This is a genomic window from Acidocella facilis ATCC 35904 (assembly GCF_000687875.1).
GTDB classification, from domain to species: Bacteria; Pseudomonadota; Alphaproteobacteria; order Acetobacterales; family Acetobacteraceae; genus Acidocella; species Acidocella facilis.
The window spans coordinates 61,535-76,120 of the sequence record NZ_JHYG01000006.1 but is presented as its reverse complement, the minus strand read 5'-3'; the positions used below and the strand labels follow the sequence as shown (position 1 = coordinate 76,120).

At 65.2% G+C, this 14,586-nt stretch carries 12 protein-coding genes; 1 reads left to right on the top strand and 11 read right to left on the bottom strand.

Annotation, left to right across the window (positions count from 1 at the left end; genetic code table 11):
• Positions 1–11 precede the first annotated feature (11 nt).
• The 10 genes from T331_RS19185 to T331_RS17925 all read right to left on the bottom strand — a co-directional run bounded on the left by T331_RS19185 (position 12) and on the right by T331_RS17925 (position 12,311).
• Positions 12–2,474: a class I SAM-dependent methyltransferase gene (locus tag T331_RS19185; RefSeq protein ID WP_211248704.1), complete on the bottom strand. Its 2,463-nt coding sequence runs from the start codon at positions 2,472–2,474 to the stop codon at positions 12–14.
• 326 nt (positions 2,475–2,800) lie between these two features.
• Complete coding sequence (locus T331_RS17940) at positions 2,801–3,862, bottom strand: ABC transporter ATP-binding protein (RefSeq protein WP_051622286.1); 1,062 nt, start codon at positions 3,860–3,862, stop codon at positions 2,801–2,803.
• A complete protein-coding gene (locus tag T331_RS17935) occupies positions 3,859–5,397 on the bottom strand; it encodes an ABC transporter permease (RefSeq protein ID WP_051622285.1) in 1,539 nt (512 codons plus the stop codon). Before T331_RS17935 ends, T331_RS17940 begins: the two co-directional genes overlap by 4 nt.
• Positions 5,394–6,410 (bottom strand): ABC transporter substrate-binding protein, encoded by a 1,017-nt coding sequence (locus tag T331_RS0109390; RefSeq protein ID WP_026439823.1) that lies wholly within the window; start codon positions 6,408–6,410, stop codon positions 5,394–5,396. Before T331_RS0109390 ends, T331_RS17935 begins: the two co-directional genes overlap by 4 nt.
• Before the next feature lie 36 nt (positions 6,411–6,446).
• Positions 6,447–7,223, bottom strand: coding sequence for an energy transducer TonB (locus T331_RS19895; RefSeq protein ID WP_155992672.1), 777 nt, complete (start codon positions 7,221–7,223; stop codon positions 6,447–6,449).
• A complete protein-coding gene (locus T331_RS0109380; protein ID WP_008495860.1) occupies positions 7,223–7,624 on the bottom strand; it encodes an ExbD/TolR family protein in 402 nt (133 codons plus the stop codon). Before T331_RS0109380 ends, T331_RS19895 begins: the two co-directional genes overlap by 1 nt.
• Before the next feature lie 15 nt (positions 7,625–7,639).
• A complete protein-coding gene (locus tag T331_RS0109375) occupies positions 7,640–8,320 on the bottom strand; it encodes a MotA/TolQ/ExbB proton channel family protein (protein ID WP_026439822.1) in 681 nt (226 codons plus the stop codon).
• A 120-nt stretch (positions 8,321–8,440) separates the two neighbouring features.
• Positions 8,441–10,816, bottom strand: coding sequence for a TonB-dependent receptor (locus tag T331_RS0109370; protein WP_081822195.1), 2,376 nt, complete (start codon positions 10,814–10,816; stop codon positions 8,441–8,443).
• A gap of 92 nt (positions 10,817–10,908) precedes the next feature.
• Complete coding sequence (locus tag T331_RS0109360) at positions 10,909–11,706, bottom strand: ABC transporter permease (protein ID WP_026439820.1); 798 nt, start codon at positions 11,704–11,706, stop codon at positions 10,909–10,911.
• The gene (locus T331_RS17925) at positions 11,703–12,311 is read right to left on the bottom strand and encodes an ABC transporter ATP-binding protein (RefSeq protein ID WP_035179781.1); all 609 of its coding nucleotides are present in this window, start codon (positions 12,309–12,311) and stop codon (positions 11,703–11,705) included. The genes T331_RS0109360 and T331_RS17925 overlap by 4 nt, the downstream gene beginning before the upstream one ends.
• A 141-nt stretch (positions 12,312–12,452) precedes the next feature.
• On the opposite strand from T331_RS17925, the gene T331_RS0109350 reads away from it, so the two are divergent.
• The gene (locus T331_RS0109350) at positions 12,453–13,343 is read left to right on the top strand and encodes a MurR/RpiR family transcriptional regulator (RefSeq protein ID WP_026439819.1); all 891 of its coding nucleotides are present in this window, start codon (positions 12,453–12,455) and stop codon (positions 13,341–13,343) included.
• 48 nt (positions 13,344–13,391) lie between these two features.
• Here T331_RS0109350 and T331_RS17920 read toward each other — a convergent pair whose 3' ends face one another.
• On the bottom strand, positions 13,392–14,426 hold the full coding sequence (locus T331_RS17920) for a YncE family protein (protein ID WP_051622283.1): 1,035 nt from the start codon (positions 14,424–14,426) through the stop codon (positions 13,392–13,394).
• Between the last annotated feature and the right edge of the window lie 160 nt (positions 14,427–14,586).

Here is a 14,586-nt window from a genome sequence, read left to right as displayed (position 1 = left end):
TATAGAACATCTCAGTTGGCGCGATTCAGTTTTTGATCGATCCGAGACACGACGGCTTCAAGCGCCAGCGTCCAGTCGTGATTGATATGGTCGGCCTTGCGGTTTGCCTGAATGGCCGCTTCATTCTCCGCCAGCGCCTCAAGCCGCTGCAACCCCGCCACCAAGCCCTCGACGCTGGGCGGCACGGTTAAGATATTCCCTGAATAATTCAGCAAATCCTGCTTTCCGGGATGGGTATTGGTCAGCACCGGCACGCCCGCCATGGCCATGTCCAATGGCGGATAAGAGGGGTGCGGTGTATCCATGAGCACGAAGCCGGCACTCAGGCTCGCGACAAATTCCTGATAATCCCCCCAGGAGAGATGCGACACGATCTGCGGAACAATCCCCCGGGCCAGCTTGAATTTAGGAACATCCCGGCCAATCAGATGGATTTCCCAGCGATCCGGCGCGAAGCTGCCGGTGGCGACGGCTGCGTCCAACGCCTCGATGCCGCGCCAGAAGAGATTACGCAGATTATTGGGGCGCGCATAGAAAAACAGCCGTCGCTTCGCGGTGGATTTGCGCGCCTTCCCCCCGCCGGGAAAGGCCGGCTCGAACCACAGGCCGTTTTCCTTGAGATTTTCGAAAGGCTCGGCGCCGGAGCTGAGATGTTGGAACAGCCGCTCGGTGTTGACCACGGTCAGCAGCGCCGGATGGCCCATCGTCTCCGCGCAGAGCAGCTGCTCGTCGCCACGGGCATAGAACAGGCGTTCATCTTCCTGGATCAGCGCGATGATGCGTGACGCCGGCACAACCCCCAGAGTGGCTTTGGTCGTCCACCAGGAGGTGGTCAGAAAAATCTCATCCGCCGAAACCGGCAGTATCTTGCTTCCATCCAGCGGTGCCATCGCGGTTTCCAGCGGACCGTGCAAACTGACATTATTGCGGCGTAAAACCTCATTGACCGCGGAGGCATCGGGCTCTTCCGTACGGGTGACGATACGCAATGTCGCCTGGAATTTGTTGGCAAGCAACGCGCCCAGGATGATGGCCGTACCGACACCGCCGAACAGCGATGACGGGCCGACGCTGTCCGTGACCAGGGAGATACGTTTCTGCGCCGTTGCCGCCGGGAAACAATCGAATGGCTGCAGGGACGGAAAGCGCGCCGCCAACAGGCTGGACACGCTCGGGAGCGACGCGGCGGGCTCGGAGGCCGGGGCCAGCGCCGGGGCAACGCCGGGCTCCGCCAAGAATTCGATCGGCGCGGCGACAGACGCCACCGGCACCGGCTTGGCTTGCAGGAGGCTGTTTGGCCGGTAGAGGGCTTTTACGACCTGTTTTATCCACTGCCGGGCCGGCGCCGGCAATTGCGTGGCGATCCGGCGCAAAGGATAGGTTGCACGCCAGCTCGTGGAATGAACGATCGCCTCTTTCTGCGCGACGGCGTCGGCCGCGATGGCGCGCAGCGCTTCAGCTTCTCCATGCTGGACCTGCAACGCATTCGCCCGCTCGGTCATTTGCTGAAGCGACGCCCGCAGAGCCTGCAATTCATGGTCCTGGCGCGCCCTGGCCCGCCGCTCCTCGGCCAGGCCGGCTTGGCTGCGCCGCTCATGCGCGCGCTGTTCGGCCAGATCACGCTTGGCTTTTTCGAGGACGAGGTCGTTGGCGGCCAGCGCCGCTTTGGCGTCGTCGCCGACCTGATGCGCATCCGAGAGCTGCCGGAATATGGCTTCGACCGATTGTTCGTGCGCGAACACGCTGTCGGGCAGAGCAGGCAGTTCGGCATCCGATGCGACACCGATCAGATAGACGGCGCGCGCCAGCCCTGTCGTCGCCTCGATTGTCGTGGCATCGCGTTTCTCGTAGGTTCGCACCCCGGCGCGGCCTTCGAGGATGGCTGAGCCGATGAAGGTTCTTTGCGGCAGAACCCGCATGTTCTTGAAATGCGCCGAAAGGGCGGTTTCGAATTCGGGACGCGAAAGTTCGCGGATATGAAACGGGTTGACACCCATGCCGATGCCGGAATGAACGAGCCTGTCGGGCGTGCTGACGATCAGAATGCCGCCGGGCCGTAGCACGCGCCGGACTTCGGCCAGGAAGCGGTCGTGATCCCGAAGATGTTCCAATGTTTCGAACGAGACCACGACGTCGAAGGATGCGTCATCCAGTGGAATGGCGGTGGCGTCGCCGGAAATGAAGCTCAGATTCGAAGCCGAATATTCTCTTTGCGCATGAAGATTCGCCTCCACGGCCAACTCCACGCCCACCACCTGGCGCGCAACCGTGGCCAGCATGGAACTGCCATAGCCCTCCCCGGAAGCAATATCCAGCACATCGCGGTCCACGCAGAAATCGCGCGCGAAGCAATAGCGATGGAGGTGCTCAAGCTCAACCTGGCCACCGAAATCTGTGGTCAGGCGTTCACCTGAAAAGGGCAACGGGGAGGAGGGCTGCTTCAAGCGAAACATGCCATCGGGGCTACGTGCCAATTTAGAACTCCAATCACTCAGGCCGTCTCATTGGTATTGAGCAAACTAAACGATTAGTAAATAGGGCAGATAATCGTCCCAAATTTATTCGATTTCGCGCTTTATGCCCGGGCTTTGCACAGGCAAAGCCTCGGTTTTGCCGGTCTGGATGGCTCCACGCAATTCCGCTGCTCCATACCGAATCCACACCCCCATTACGAAACAAGGTGCTGCGGCCGCGCTTCACTGCGCACATCTTCGGCGTTGTGGACAAGGCTTTCAAAAAACGCAAATAAAATCGTTGCGCCGTCGCTCAACCCTGCACCGCGGGGCACGCCCCGCGCCGCTCACGAGGCCTCCGCAGCCTGCGTCTCGAACCAGAACAGCCCCGCCTCATCGATGGCGATGCGATGCAGCCCCGGGCTGACCGGGAGCTGACAATAGCCGCTGAGGATCAGGCCTTCGCCGGGCAGGCGCCAGCGCACCAGGAAGCGGCCGGCCTCGAAGCTGGCGCTGAGCGCCTCCGCCGGGATGCCGGACTCGGCCGGGGCCAGGCGCACCGCCTCGCCGCGCCAGAACAGCCTGGCCTGGGTGCCGCGCGGCGCGGGGCCGCGGGGGGTGAAGGCGCGGCCGCCCAACACCAGCCTGGCCTGCTCATCTTCGCGCCGGACCGACACGCAGACCCCGCCCAGCGCGCCCGTGAAGCGCGCGATATAGGGGGAGGCCGGGCTGCGCCAGAGATCGATCGGCGTGCCGTGCTGGCGGATCACCCCGGCTTCCAGCACCGCCACCTGGTCGGCCAGCTTCCAGCAATCCTCAGGGTCGTGGCTCACCAGAATCGCGGCAATGCCGGCGGCGCGCACGCTCTCGCGCAGCTCCTCGCGCAGCATCTCCCGGCTTTCCAGATCCAGGCTGGAGAGCGGCTCGTCCAGCAGCAGCAAACGCGGCCGGCTGGCCAGGGCGCGGGCGATGCCAACCCGCTGCTGCTGGCCGCCGGAGAGCTCCGCCGGGCGGCGATGCGCCACATGCTCCACCCGCAGCCGCGCCAGCAGCGCCTTTGCCGCATCATTGCGTTTGGCCGTGCCCGCCGGCAGCGCCAGAGCGACATTCTCCAGGCAGCTCAGATGCGGCCAGAGCGCGAAATCCTGGAACACCATGCCCAGCCCCCGGCGCTGCGCCGGCACAAAGCCGTGCCGGCCATCCTCCACCAGCGCGCCATTCAGGCTGATCCGCCCGGAATCGGGCCGGTCCAGCCCGGCGATCAGCCGCAGCAGCGTGGTTTTGCCGGAGCCGGACTCGCCGGCCAGCACCAGGAACTGGCCTTCCCCCAAAGCCAGCTCGATGCCGCGCAGCACCTCCCGCCCGCCCAGCCGGCGGTTGAGCCCAGCGATGCTCAAACTCTGCTTCACGCGGCCTCCGGGGCGGGTTTTGTCTGGCCCAGCCGCAGCGCCAGATTCAGCCCCAGCGCCAGCAGCGCCAGCGTGCCCATGCCGAGCAGCGCCAGCTGCGCGGCCTCATTGTAGCGCCCGCCCATATCGGCGGCGAGGATGGCGACACTGAGCGGCATCTGCCCCGGCACGTAGAGCAGCTCGGAGACCGGCAGCTCGAACATCACCGTCGCCACCACCAGCAGCCAGGCCTGCAGGCCGGGGCGGGCCAGAAGGGCCGCCTCGATATCGATCAGCCTCGTCTGCGGCGACAGGGCGAAAATCCGCGCCGCCTCGTCCAGCCGCGCATCCAGCTGCGCCAGCGCCCCGCCAACGAGCCGGATCGCCATCGGCAGCGTCCCGGCGGCATAGGCGATGACCAGCAACAGCACCGTGCCGTAGAGCGGGAAAAAATCATTATTGAAGGCGACGACATAGCCCGCCCCGAGGACCAGCCCCGGCACCGCCATATTGGCGCTCAACCCGGCCTGGAGCAGCGCGGCGAAGAGCGGATGCCGGCCGCGCTGCAGCTTCAGCAGCGCCATCGCCAGCCCCAGCGTCAGGCTGGCGGCGAGCGCGCCATAGCCGAGCGAGCGCGGGATCGCCGTGAACAGATCGGCCGGCGCGGCTTCACCGAACAGGGCGACATCCGCCATCGCCAGCAGCGGCAGCGCCAGCCCCAGCCCCCAGAGCGCCAGCGCCGCCCCCACCAGCCCCGCGCGCGCCGCCCCGCGCGGCGCCTGGCGTGGGGCGCGGCGGGCCTTGCCATGCACCAACACCGCCCGGTAGCGGCGCTGCACCGCCATCTGCAGCAGGCTCAGCATCGCCGCGGCGCCGATCAGCCACCAGCAGAGCTGCGCGGCACCGGCGAAATCCGCCGGCGTGGTGTTGAGGCGTTGATAGATGCTGTAGGTGACCACGGGCACCTGACCGGTGACGCCGAGGGTCGCTGGAATCGAGAAATCCTGCATCGTCTCGATCGCGGCGATGGTGAAGCCGGCCGCCATCGCCGGCAGCGCCAGACGCAGGCCCAGCCCCAGCCGGCGCCAGCGCGGCAGCCGCAGCACCAGCGCCGCCTCCCGCAGCGAGGCCCCGGCCCCGGCATAGGTCGCGCGGGCGACGAACACCGAAAACGGCAGTGCCTTGACCAGATACAGGAAGGCCAGGCCGCCAGCGCCCAGGAAGGCGTGGCCAAAGGCAGAGTGGCGCATCTGCGGATGGCTGAACAGGATCAGCCAGCCGGTGGTCAGCACATAGCCGGGCATGATGAAGAGCAACCACAAGCCCAGCTCCAGCAGGCCGACCAGCCGGCCGGAGAACCGCTCCAGCGCCAGCGCCAGCGCCGCCCCGGCGGGGGCCGCCACACACCCCGTCAGCACCGCCAGCCCGCCCGAGTTCAGCAGCGGCCGCCAGCTCAGCGATGCCCCCTGCCCCACCCCCATCGCCAGCAAGCGGGCCAGGGGATAGACCAGCAGCAACCCCAGGAGCGCGAGCAGCGCCCCGCGCAACAGCCTCATCGCGCCGACATCGTCTGGGCGAACCAGCCATTGACGGTGGTTTCCAGCTTGCCCCACAGCACCGGGTCCAGCGTCACGATATTCAGGCCGGAGAGCGCTGGCGCGCCCGGCAGCGGCGCCGGCGCGTCATTGGTGATCGGCCAGAAATTCCCATCCGGCCCGCCCTTTTCCTGGCGCAGCTTCTGGATGTCCGGACGCATGGCGAAGGCCAGGAAGCGGGCGATTTCCTGGCGCTTGGCGGCCGAGACGCCCTTGGCTTCCACCATCACGTTCGGCAGCACATAGGCCGGGCTTGGAACGGTGATCTGATAGCCGGGATTATGCGCGGCGAAATAGATCGCGGCGGAGGATTGCACGATGGCCAGGCTGATCGCCTGCGCCTTCAGCGCCGCCAGGGTGGCGCCGTTATCGTCGAACATATGCAGCCCGTTGGCCTTCAGCGCCAACACATAAGCCTGCCCCTGCGGCCAGCCGCCGGCATGGGCGAGCATGCCCGCCAGCATCGGGTAGGTGGGGCCGGAAATCGAAGGATCGTTCATCCCGACCAGCCCCTGATAGGGCGCGCTGCGCAGCGCGTCCCAGCCGGTGGGCGGGCTCGCCAGCCGCGCCGGGGCAGAGATGAACACGCCCGCCAGGGTGAAGCCGGTGGGCGCAAAAGCACCATCGGCGGAGAGCAGGCTCTGGCCGGTGGCGGTGAGGTTGGAAGGGGCCGGCATGGCATGCGCCAGCAGGCCTTTCTCATCCAGAGCGGCGGCGGCGGTGGCGCCGTCGAACCAGCCGATATCCCAATCCGGATGCCCGCCTTGGGCCACGATGCGCGCCAGCAGGCTGCCGGTGGAAAGCCTGATGGCGCTGACCTTGATGCCGGTCTCCTTGGTGAAGGCGGCGGCGACGGCGGGGCCGTAATCAAGCCCGCTATAGAGCACCAGACCAGGGCTGGAGGACGGCCATAGCAGCACACCGGCGATCACCAGGATGATGGCGGCAAAGCCAGCCGCGATAAGCTTGCGCATGGGAGGGGGCTACCTTGAGAGAAACAATCCGTCCGGTCAGTCGGCGTCGAAATCCTGACTGGCGCCGGGGCGGAAGATCACGACCACGGTGACGTCATAGACCCGGCCGGAAAAGCCCGCGGGCGGCGGCGGATAATGCGCGATGCGCGCGGCCTGCAGCGCCGCCTGGTCGAGCAGCGGAAAGCCGCTGGAATGGGCCAGGGCGATGTCGCTCACTACACCGTTGCGATAGGTGAAGGTGATCTCGGGCGTGCCGCCTTCACGCGCCATCTGCGCGGCCTGCGGATAGACGCGGTTGGCCACCCCCTGCACGGCATTGCGCATCGCCAGGCGGAAGGCGTCCACCTCACCCTGGGACGGGGCGGGCGGCAAGGCGGGGGCCGGCGGCGCCGGCGGCGTCACCGGCTGCGGCTTCGGCGGTGGCGCCGGCTGCGGGCGCGGCTGTGGCGGCGCCACGTGATGCGGCACCACGTGATGTTCCGGGCGCGGCGGCGGCGGCTTGGGCACGCTGGGGGCCGGCACCGGCTTGGGCGGCGGCGGCGGCGCGGGGGTGGGCACCGGCGGCGGCGGGGGTGTCACCGGCTTCGGCGGTTGCGGCACCGGCGGCGGCGGCTTGGGCGCGGGCGGCGGGGCGGCCTGGATGGTCACCTTCACCACCGCTGGCTGCTTGGCCGGCGGCGGTTGCTGATGCTGCATGGCCGGCAGCAACAGCCCCAGCGCCCCGGCCTCGAGCAGCAGCCCGGCGCCGATCGCCAGCAGGAAGCGGCGATTGGAATGCCCCTCCCCGCCCCATTCACCGGACATGCCAGCCATCATTGCGCCGCCTGCGGCTGCGCGGCGATGCCGATATCGGTCACCCCGGCCTTCTTGGCGGCGTCGATCACCGTCATGAAATGCTGGAAGGCGCTGGCCTTGTCAGCGGCGATGGTGACTTCCGTCTTGTCCGGGGCGCCATCGCCAGCGAACATGGCGCTGAGCTGGTCAGCGCTCATCACCTGGTCCTTCACCTTGATGGTGCCATCCGCCATCACATTCACGATGAATTTCGGATGCGGCAATTGCTGCGTCTGGGCGGCGTTGGGCAGCTGCATCGAAACCCCGGCATCGGGGATCATCTGCATCGTCACGATGATGAAAAACACAAGCAGGAACAGCATCACATCGATCATCGGGATGATCTCGATGCGCGCCTTGCGGCGTTCGAAATAGCGCATGGTGGGGGGTTCCGCTCAGGCCGTGGCGAACTTGGCGGCGGCGCTGGCGCCAGCACCGGTCTTGCCGGCCTGCACCACCGGGGCGCCGTCCATGCGGTTGACGATCAGCACCTTCAGCGAATCAAGCTGATGCACGACCAGCCGCACCTGGTTGGAGAGCGCATTGAATGCCGCCAGCCCCAGCATGGCGATGAACAGGCCAAAGGCGGTGGCAACCAGCGCATCCGCCACGCCGCCGGTGACTTCCGCCGGGGCATGGCCGGGCGCGGCCAGCACGTTGAAGGCATGGAACATGCCGATGATGGTGCCGAACAGCCCCATCAGCGGCGCCAGGGTGATGATGGTATCCAGCAGCCAGAGCCGGCGGTCCAGGCCGGGGGCGATCAGCATCACCGCCTCATCGAGCCGGCTGTTCAGCGCCTCGGCATTGACCATGCCGGCATGGCGCAGGGCGGTATCCAGCAGCGCGGCTTCCGGCAGCTTGCCGGCGCGGTTGCGCAGCGCCACCAACTCGCCCTGACGCAAGGCCGTTTCCTGCGCGGTGGCGCGGATGACGCTCTCGCCACGCAGAATGGTGCTGCGCAGGAACCAGAAGCGATCCAGAATCACCGCCAGCGCCAGCAGCAGCAGCACCGCCATCAGATAGAGAATCCCATCCGAATAGTTGGCCAGGTAGACGATATATTTGATGGACATGAAAAATTCTCCTTCTGCAGCGGCCGATACAACAAAGGCGATGCCAGGAAGTGTGACAAATTGGAGTCAAAACGGCGAAAAGCCCGCCGCCGCGCGGCGGGCTTCCCAGGGGAAACAATTTTAAAGCGAGGAGCCGAACCCAACCGGCACGCTGACCGAGGCGAAGGCCGAGAAGCCGGTCAGGCGCAGATAGAGCAGGTCGCCAGCGCCATTGGTGCCGTTATCGAAGATGATCTGCTTCTGGTTGGTGATGTTATCCAGGTTCAGCTTCACCTTGATCGGATCCTTGTGGGGATTGTCGTGGTTGAAGGTGTAGCCCAGCGTGACATTCACGACATTGTACGGATCATACCAGCCGCCCGGGGACTTGCCGCCGCCGGCACTGCCCTCGGCCTGGCCGTTGGCGATGTTGGTGCCGTTATTGCCGCTATATTCGCCGCCGGTCCACTGGTCGAGCACCGAGGCGTAGATGCCGTTATGCTCGTAGATCACGCCGAAATTCGCGGTGCCTTGCGGCGCCTGGGTGATCTTCACCTCGCTCGAGGTCTTGAAGGCCTGGTTGTAGCCGGCATTGCCGAACAGCGTGATGCCATTGTCAAAACTGTAGGCCAGCTCGCCTTCGATGCCGCGATAGATCACGCCGCCCTGGTTATAATAATACTTCTGCTTGTTGATCGTCCGCGAGGCGATGTAGTTCTGGAAGTGGATATTATAGACATCCCCGCCAACCGCCCAGTGCGCGTCCTGATAGGCCAGGCCGGTCTGGAAGTTGATGGTGCTTTCGGGCTTCACGCTCTCGGTGGTCAGCGCCGTGGTGTAGAAGGTGTTCAGGTTCGGCGCCAGGAAGCCTTCCGCGCCCTGCACATAGCCGGTCAGGTTCGGCGAGAAGGCGTATTTCGCATCGAAGGAGGGCAGCAGCTTCGTGTAATCATGCGTGTAGCCGGTCTGCAGCTCGGTCTTCTGGTTCACCTGGGCGTTCAGCGCGCGGCGGAAATAGGCCCATTTCAGGCCGCCGGTGAGGGTCAGCTTGTCGGTGACATGCCAATCCACCTGGCCGTAAGGCTGGAAGGTGTAGAGCTGGTTATGCTGCAGGCGCTCGATCGAGCCGTTATCGTTGGTCGGGGTGACCTTGCCGCCATTGCTGTCCGCCGGATCGTAATTGACCGCGTTGGCGTTTGTCAGCGAGACATTCTGCACGAAGCGGCTATTCACCTGATGGTCGAACCAGAAGCCGGTCTTGATGTCGCCCCAGCCAAAATCCTTCTGCAGGCGCTGGATGGTGCCGACGGAGCGGTAATCCATCATGAAGGTCTGGCCCGGAATCCCGGCCACCGCGGCACCGCCGGGGGTCAGCACCACCTCGTTGGGCACGGCGCCGGCGGAGACCGCCTGGGTGACGCCGTCGGCATTGGTGTCGTTGGTGTCGTCGCCGTTCAGATCGTGATGGTAATAGGCATAGGTGTAGATCTTGCCGTCATACAGGAAGCCGTCACCCAGCGCGGATTGCAGGTCGGCATATTCCATATCGGTGGTGATATGGTCGTTATTGAAGCGGTAATAGTTCTGCGAATTCGGATTGCCGCTGAGATTATAGTTCCAGCCCTGGGTCGCCATCTGCGAGAGCGTCGCGCCATAGACCGGGTTCTGATAGAGCTGGTTATGGTCGGCCATCAGGGTCAGGGTGGTGCGCGGGCTCAGCGGAATCACCACCTTGCCGAAGAAATTCGTGCGCTGCTGACCGGAATAGCTCAGCGCGCCATCGCTCTGCATATGCTCAGCCTCGAACACCGCTGAGGCGCCGTTGAGCGAGGAGATCGCGCCGGTATCCAGGCGCACGCTGTTATCGGAGGTGTTGTAGCTGCCATAGGAGCTGTTCAGCGTCGCGGTCGGCGTCGGCCGCGGGTTGATCGTGCGCAGCGAGATGGTGCCGCCGAAGGTGGCATCGCCCACCGTCTCCGCCTGGCCCGGGCCACGATCGACGATGGTCTGGCCGATCAGCGAATTGGTGAAGAAGGAGGTGGAGTGGTGGGTAAAATCGTTGGAATCGCCGAAGGGGATGCCATCGAAGGTGACGTTGTACTCACCATCCTGGAAGCCGCGGATGGTCGGGCCGGAGGTCTCGGAGAGGCCGGGACCGTTCGGGTCGATGTTGCTGACGGAGGGCGTCAGCCGGGCGATGTCCGCGTAGCTCTCGGTGCCGGTGAGCAGATTGTCCACCGTGTGCTTATCCACCAGCGAGGTCGGCTGGGTGGAGTTCAGCGGCGCCTTGGAGGGCGACTGATAGGGGGCCGTGCCCTTGGTGTTGACCAGATTGGCGGGATTGTCGGTGCCGGTGGCGAGCACCGAGCCGAGATCCAGATTGACCGGCGTGTTGGCGCTCTGCGCCATCGCACCCGGCACGATCATTGCGCTTGCGGCAAGACCGATATAGAGGCTGCGCATGGAACAAAAGCCGCGCAGCGCCACGCGCGCCCGCGATCCCCAGAAAACAGACATCACAGAAACCTTCCTGTTGATTTTGATGTAGCGGCTACTACTAAATTTATCTGTTTGGTTGTTTTACTACTTCGTGATTCTTTTATTGCAGTTCAGCGACTCTTCAGCCGGTCGGCGCGCAGCCGCTCGCGCTGGTCGGTGAGCCGGAATATCGCGGCATAGACGGCGGTGAACGCCCCCAGGCAATTGCCGCCGACGATCAGGAACATCAGCAGAATCTGGTATTTCGCCGCGGAAATCGGGTCCATGCCGGCGAGCAGCTGGCCGGTCATGATGCCGGGCAGGGTGATGATGCCGGCGGCACTCATCACATTGATGGTGGGGATCAGCGCGGTGCGGATGGCGCGGCTGGAGGCGGCGTGCAGCGCCACGAACCGCCCCTCCCCCAGCGCCAGCCGGGCCTCGATGGAGGCGCGCTCGCGCCCCACCGTGCCGTAGAAACTGTTCAGCGCCAGCGATACCGCATTCATCACATTGCCCAGCAGAATGCCGATCAACGGCAAGGCCTCGCGCGCCGCATACCAGGGCGTGGGCCGCAGCGCGGTGGTGAGCGCCAGCACCGCGATGATCATCGAGGAGATGCCGATGGCGCTGCCGGTGGTGAGATATTGCCAGGGGCCGGGCATCCGGTAATCCTGCCGCGCCCCCACCTCGTAACTGGCGGCCGAGGCCATCACCAGCGCCGCCAGCAAGGTCAGCCAGGGGTTGGAGCGCTCGAACAGCAGCCGCAGCACGAAGCCGACCAGCATCAGCTGCACCACCATGCGCAGCGCCGCGATCAGCAAGGCGCGATGCACCCGCAAGGAGAGCAGCAGCGACAGCAGGGCGCATATCAGGATCAGGCCGGAGGTGATGGCGAGGCTGGCCGGGGTCAGGTCGATCGGCTTCATAGCGGGCGCTCGCACAGGCCGGTATTGCTCATCTCATAGCGCCGATGCGCGATGCGCCCCGCCTGCGCCTCATTATGTGTCACCACCAGCAGCCCCATGCCGCTGGCTGTCAGCTCAGCGAACAAGGCTTCCATCTTCAGCGCCGTGGCCTCATCCAGCGCCGAGGCGGGCTCATCGAGCAGCAGCACCCGGGGCTGGCGGATGATGGCGCGGATCAGCGCCATGCGCTGGCGCTCGCCGGTGGAAAGCTGGGTAACCGGCGCCTCCAGCAGCGCCTCGGCCAGGCCCAGGCGCGGCAGCAGCGCCAGGGCGGCCTCACGCGGGGCCATGTGCGCGCTCACCCGCTCCGCCCACCAGCCGGGCTCCGCCGGATTGTACATCACCTGGCGGCGCCAATGCGGGGCGGGCATCGCCTCGCGGCTGACACCATCCAGGCTGAGCTGGCCCTCATTCGGGTCCAGATCCGCGATCATGCGCAGCAGCAGGCTCTTGCCGATCCCCGAGGCGCCAGAGATCACCACGCATTCGCCCCGCGCCAGGGTGAGCGCAAATGGCCCGCCGGCCAGGCCACGCAGCCCGTTGACGGCAAGCAAGGGGCCGCTCATGCCACGCCCGCTGACAAGGGCTGAGACGGAACTGTCACAGGCAAAAGGCTGGAAACAGGCCGGAAGATCAGGTAGGACATTTAGTAGCATTTGCTACATAACCACCACCCGCCTTGCAACCACTACAGAATTGACGTTTTGATGAAAGCCTCCCGCCCCCCGCCGACATCCGCCCTAAACGCTCTGCCGGCCAATGATTTTTCCTCGAAGCTCGCCGCGCACGAGGCTGCCATGCCGCCCGCGATGCAACGCGTGGCCCACTACCTCGACCGCAACAAGGTCGCGGTCCTTGCCCATTCGGCGGCGGAGCTGGCGGCGATGATCGGCACCTCGGACGCCAGCGTCATCCGCACAGTGCAGGCGCTGGGCTTTCAGGGCATGGCGGAGCTGCGCCAGAGCATCGCCGCCGCCATCGGCAAATCCGCCGCCCCTTTGCAGCATATGCGCCAGACCTTCGAGGATCTGGAGGGCAAGGGCTCCTCGGCCGCGGATCTGGTCATCGACACCCATATGGAATCACTGGCGCAGCTGCAGGAACCGGCGGAGCGCGCGGAAATCCACGAAGCGATCGCGCTGCTGGGCGGGGTGGCGCGGATTGTCATCTATGCTGCCGGCCCGTCACGCCTGCTGGCGGAGTATCTGCGCCTGCTGATGGGCCGCCATGGCCAGGCCTGCAAGACCATCGGCCAGGGCGGGCTCGGCCTGGCCGATGAGCTGCTGGATCTTTCGGAACAAGACGGGCTGCTGATCCTCTCTTACGGCAAGCCCTATAAGGAAGTGTTGCTGGCGGCGAGCGAGGCGAACAAGGCGGGTGCCAAGATCGTGCTGGTGACCGACACCCCCAACACCAAACTGGCGAAGCTGGCGCAAGGGTTGATCACCGCCCGGCGTGGCCGCACCGAGCGGGTGGCGCTGCACGGCGCCACGCTGATCATTCTGGAAGCCCTGGTGATGGGGCTGGCGATTGCCAACCAGAACCGCACCATCCGGACGCTCGCCCGGCTTGGCACGCTGCGCGACGCGCTGGGGTAGAATTTTTCGGTGCCGCTTTTTTCAAAAGCGGCACCTGGAACAAAAGCTTTACGACGCCGGCTTGTAGACCAGCAGCCGCAGCGTCCCCGGCTCGAACTGATAGCGCGGCGCGAAGCCGGGATGTTTCACCTTGCCCTTGCCCTGCGGCGTGGCGGTCACCAGGAACACATCGCCATTCGCCTCATCCAGCGCCATCGTCCGCGCGCCGATCTGCGTCTTCACCGGCGCCAGCGCCTGGTAATGGTCGGCGTCGATCTCACGGATGACGGAGAGCGTGCCGGTGCTGTTGGCGCTAAACACCAGATGCCGCTTGGCATCGAAGGCGGCGCTGTCTGAACCTTTGCCGATATTCAGCAGCGCCACCATGGCGCCGGTCTTGGCGTTCACCACCGCCAGCTTGCCGTTCTGGCAACTGGCGAAAACCCGCATCGTGGCAGTATCCATCGCCATGCCGGTCGGCGCCGCGCAACCGGGCAGCGCGTCGCTGGTGACGAGTTTTTTCGCCTCGGTATCGACCACCGCGATCTGGTTCTTGTCATTCAGCGCCACGTAAAGCCGGCCCTGCCCATCGGCCACCAGATATTCCGGCTTGCCGGGCAGATCGATCTTGGTCTCCTGATCGGTGGCCGGGTCGAGCACCAGCACCGCCTGGGAATCGCCAGCCGCAACGAAAATATCATGGCTGGCGGTGTCGAACACCATGCCGTCAGTATCCTCGAGCGATGGCAGCGTCTTGATCACCTTCAACGTCGCCGGATCGAATTCTGACAGCGTCCTGGTGCCGGAACTGTCGGTATAGCCGTCGCCGGTGGCGGGATCGAAGGCGATGCCATGGGTATCGTCCAGCCCGCTCACGTTCCCCTGCACCTTGCCTGTGGCCATGTCCACCACGCTCACCGCCTTGCCATGGGCGATGAAAAGCTGCCCGGTGGCCGCGTGATAATGCAGATAATCCCAATGCGCGTCGCCGCCGAGCGGAATGGTCTGTGCCAGGCTGTAGGCGGGCGCGGCGGCATGGGCGATGGGCGCGCAGGCGGTCGAGAGGCACAGCGCCGCAAATCCGGCTTGCCAAAAATGTCGCATATCAAATCCTTTTGAGCGGTGGAGAAATGAGCGCGCTATCTGTTTATCTTGAGGCTGGGGCGTCACGATCAACAGATGAGAAGGCTCGCCAAAGAAAAGCCAGAGCGGGCGGCTGTAAACCCATCTCGCTCTAATTTCATGGTTCTGAAATAAGTAGATT

Bases quoted from the DNA above. Each gene is read 5' to 3' on its own strand.
- T331_RS17935 (WP_051622285.1), bottom strand. From the start codon at position 5,397: ATGAGGCTGTTGCGCGGGGCGCTGCTCGCGCTCCTGGGGTTGCTGCTG.
- T331_RS0109390 (WP_026439823.1), bottom strand. From the start codon at position 6,410: ATGCGCAAGCTTATCGCGGCTGGCTTTGCCGCCATCATCCTGGTGATC.
- T331_RS0109375 (WP_026439822.1), bottom strand. From the start codon at position 8,320: ATGTCCATCAAATATATCGTCTACCTGGCCAACTATTCGGATGGGATT.
- T331_RS17920 (WP_051622283.1), bottom strand. From the start codon at position 14,426: ATGCGACATTTTTGGCAAGCCGGATTTGCGGCGCTGTGCCTCTCGACC.
- T331_RS0109380 (WP_008495860.1), bottom strand. From the start codon at position 7,624: ATGCGCTATTTCGAACGCCGCAAGGCGCGCATCGAGATCATCCCGATG.
- T331_RS0109370 (WP_081822195.1), bottom strand. From the start codon at position 10,816: ATGTCTGTTTTCTGGGGATCGCGGGCGCGCGTGGCGCTGCGCGGCTTT.
- T331_RS19895 (WP_155992672.1), bottom strand. From the start codon at position 7,223: ATGGCTGGCATGTCCGGTGAATGGGGCGGGGAGGGGCATTCCAATCGC.
- T331_RS0109350 (WP_026439819.1), top strand. From the start codon at position 12,453: ATGAAAGCCTCCCGCCCCCCGCCGACATCCGCCCTAAACGCTCTGCCG.
- T331_RS0109360 (WP_026439820.1), bottom strand. From the start codon at position 11,706: ATGAAGCCGATCGACCTGACCCCGGCCAGCCTCGCCATCACCTCCGGC.
- T331_RS17925 (WP_035179781.1), bottom strand. From the start codon at position 12,311: ATGAGCGGCCCCTTGCTTGCCGTCAACGGGCTGCGTGGCCTGGCCGGC.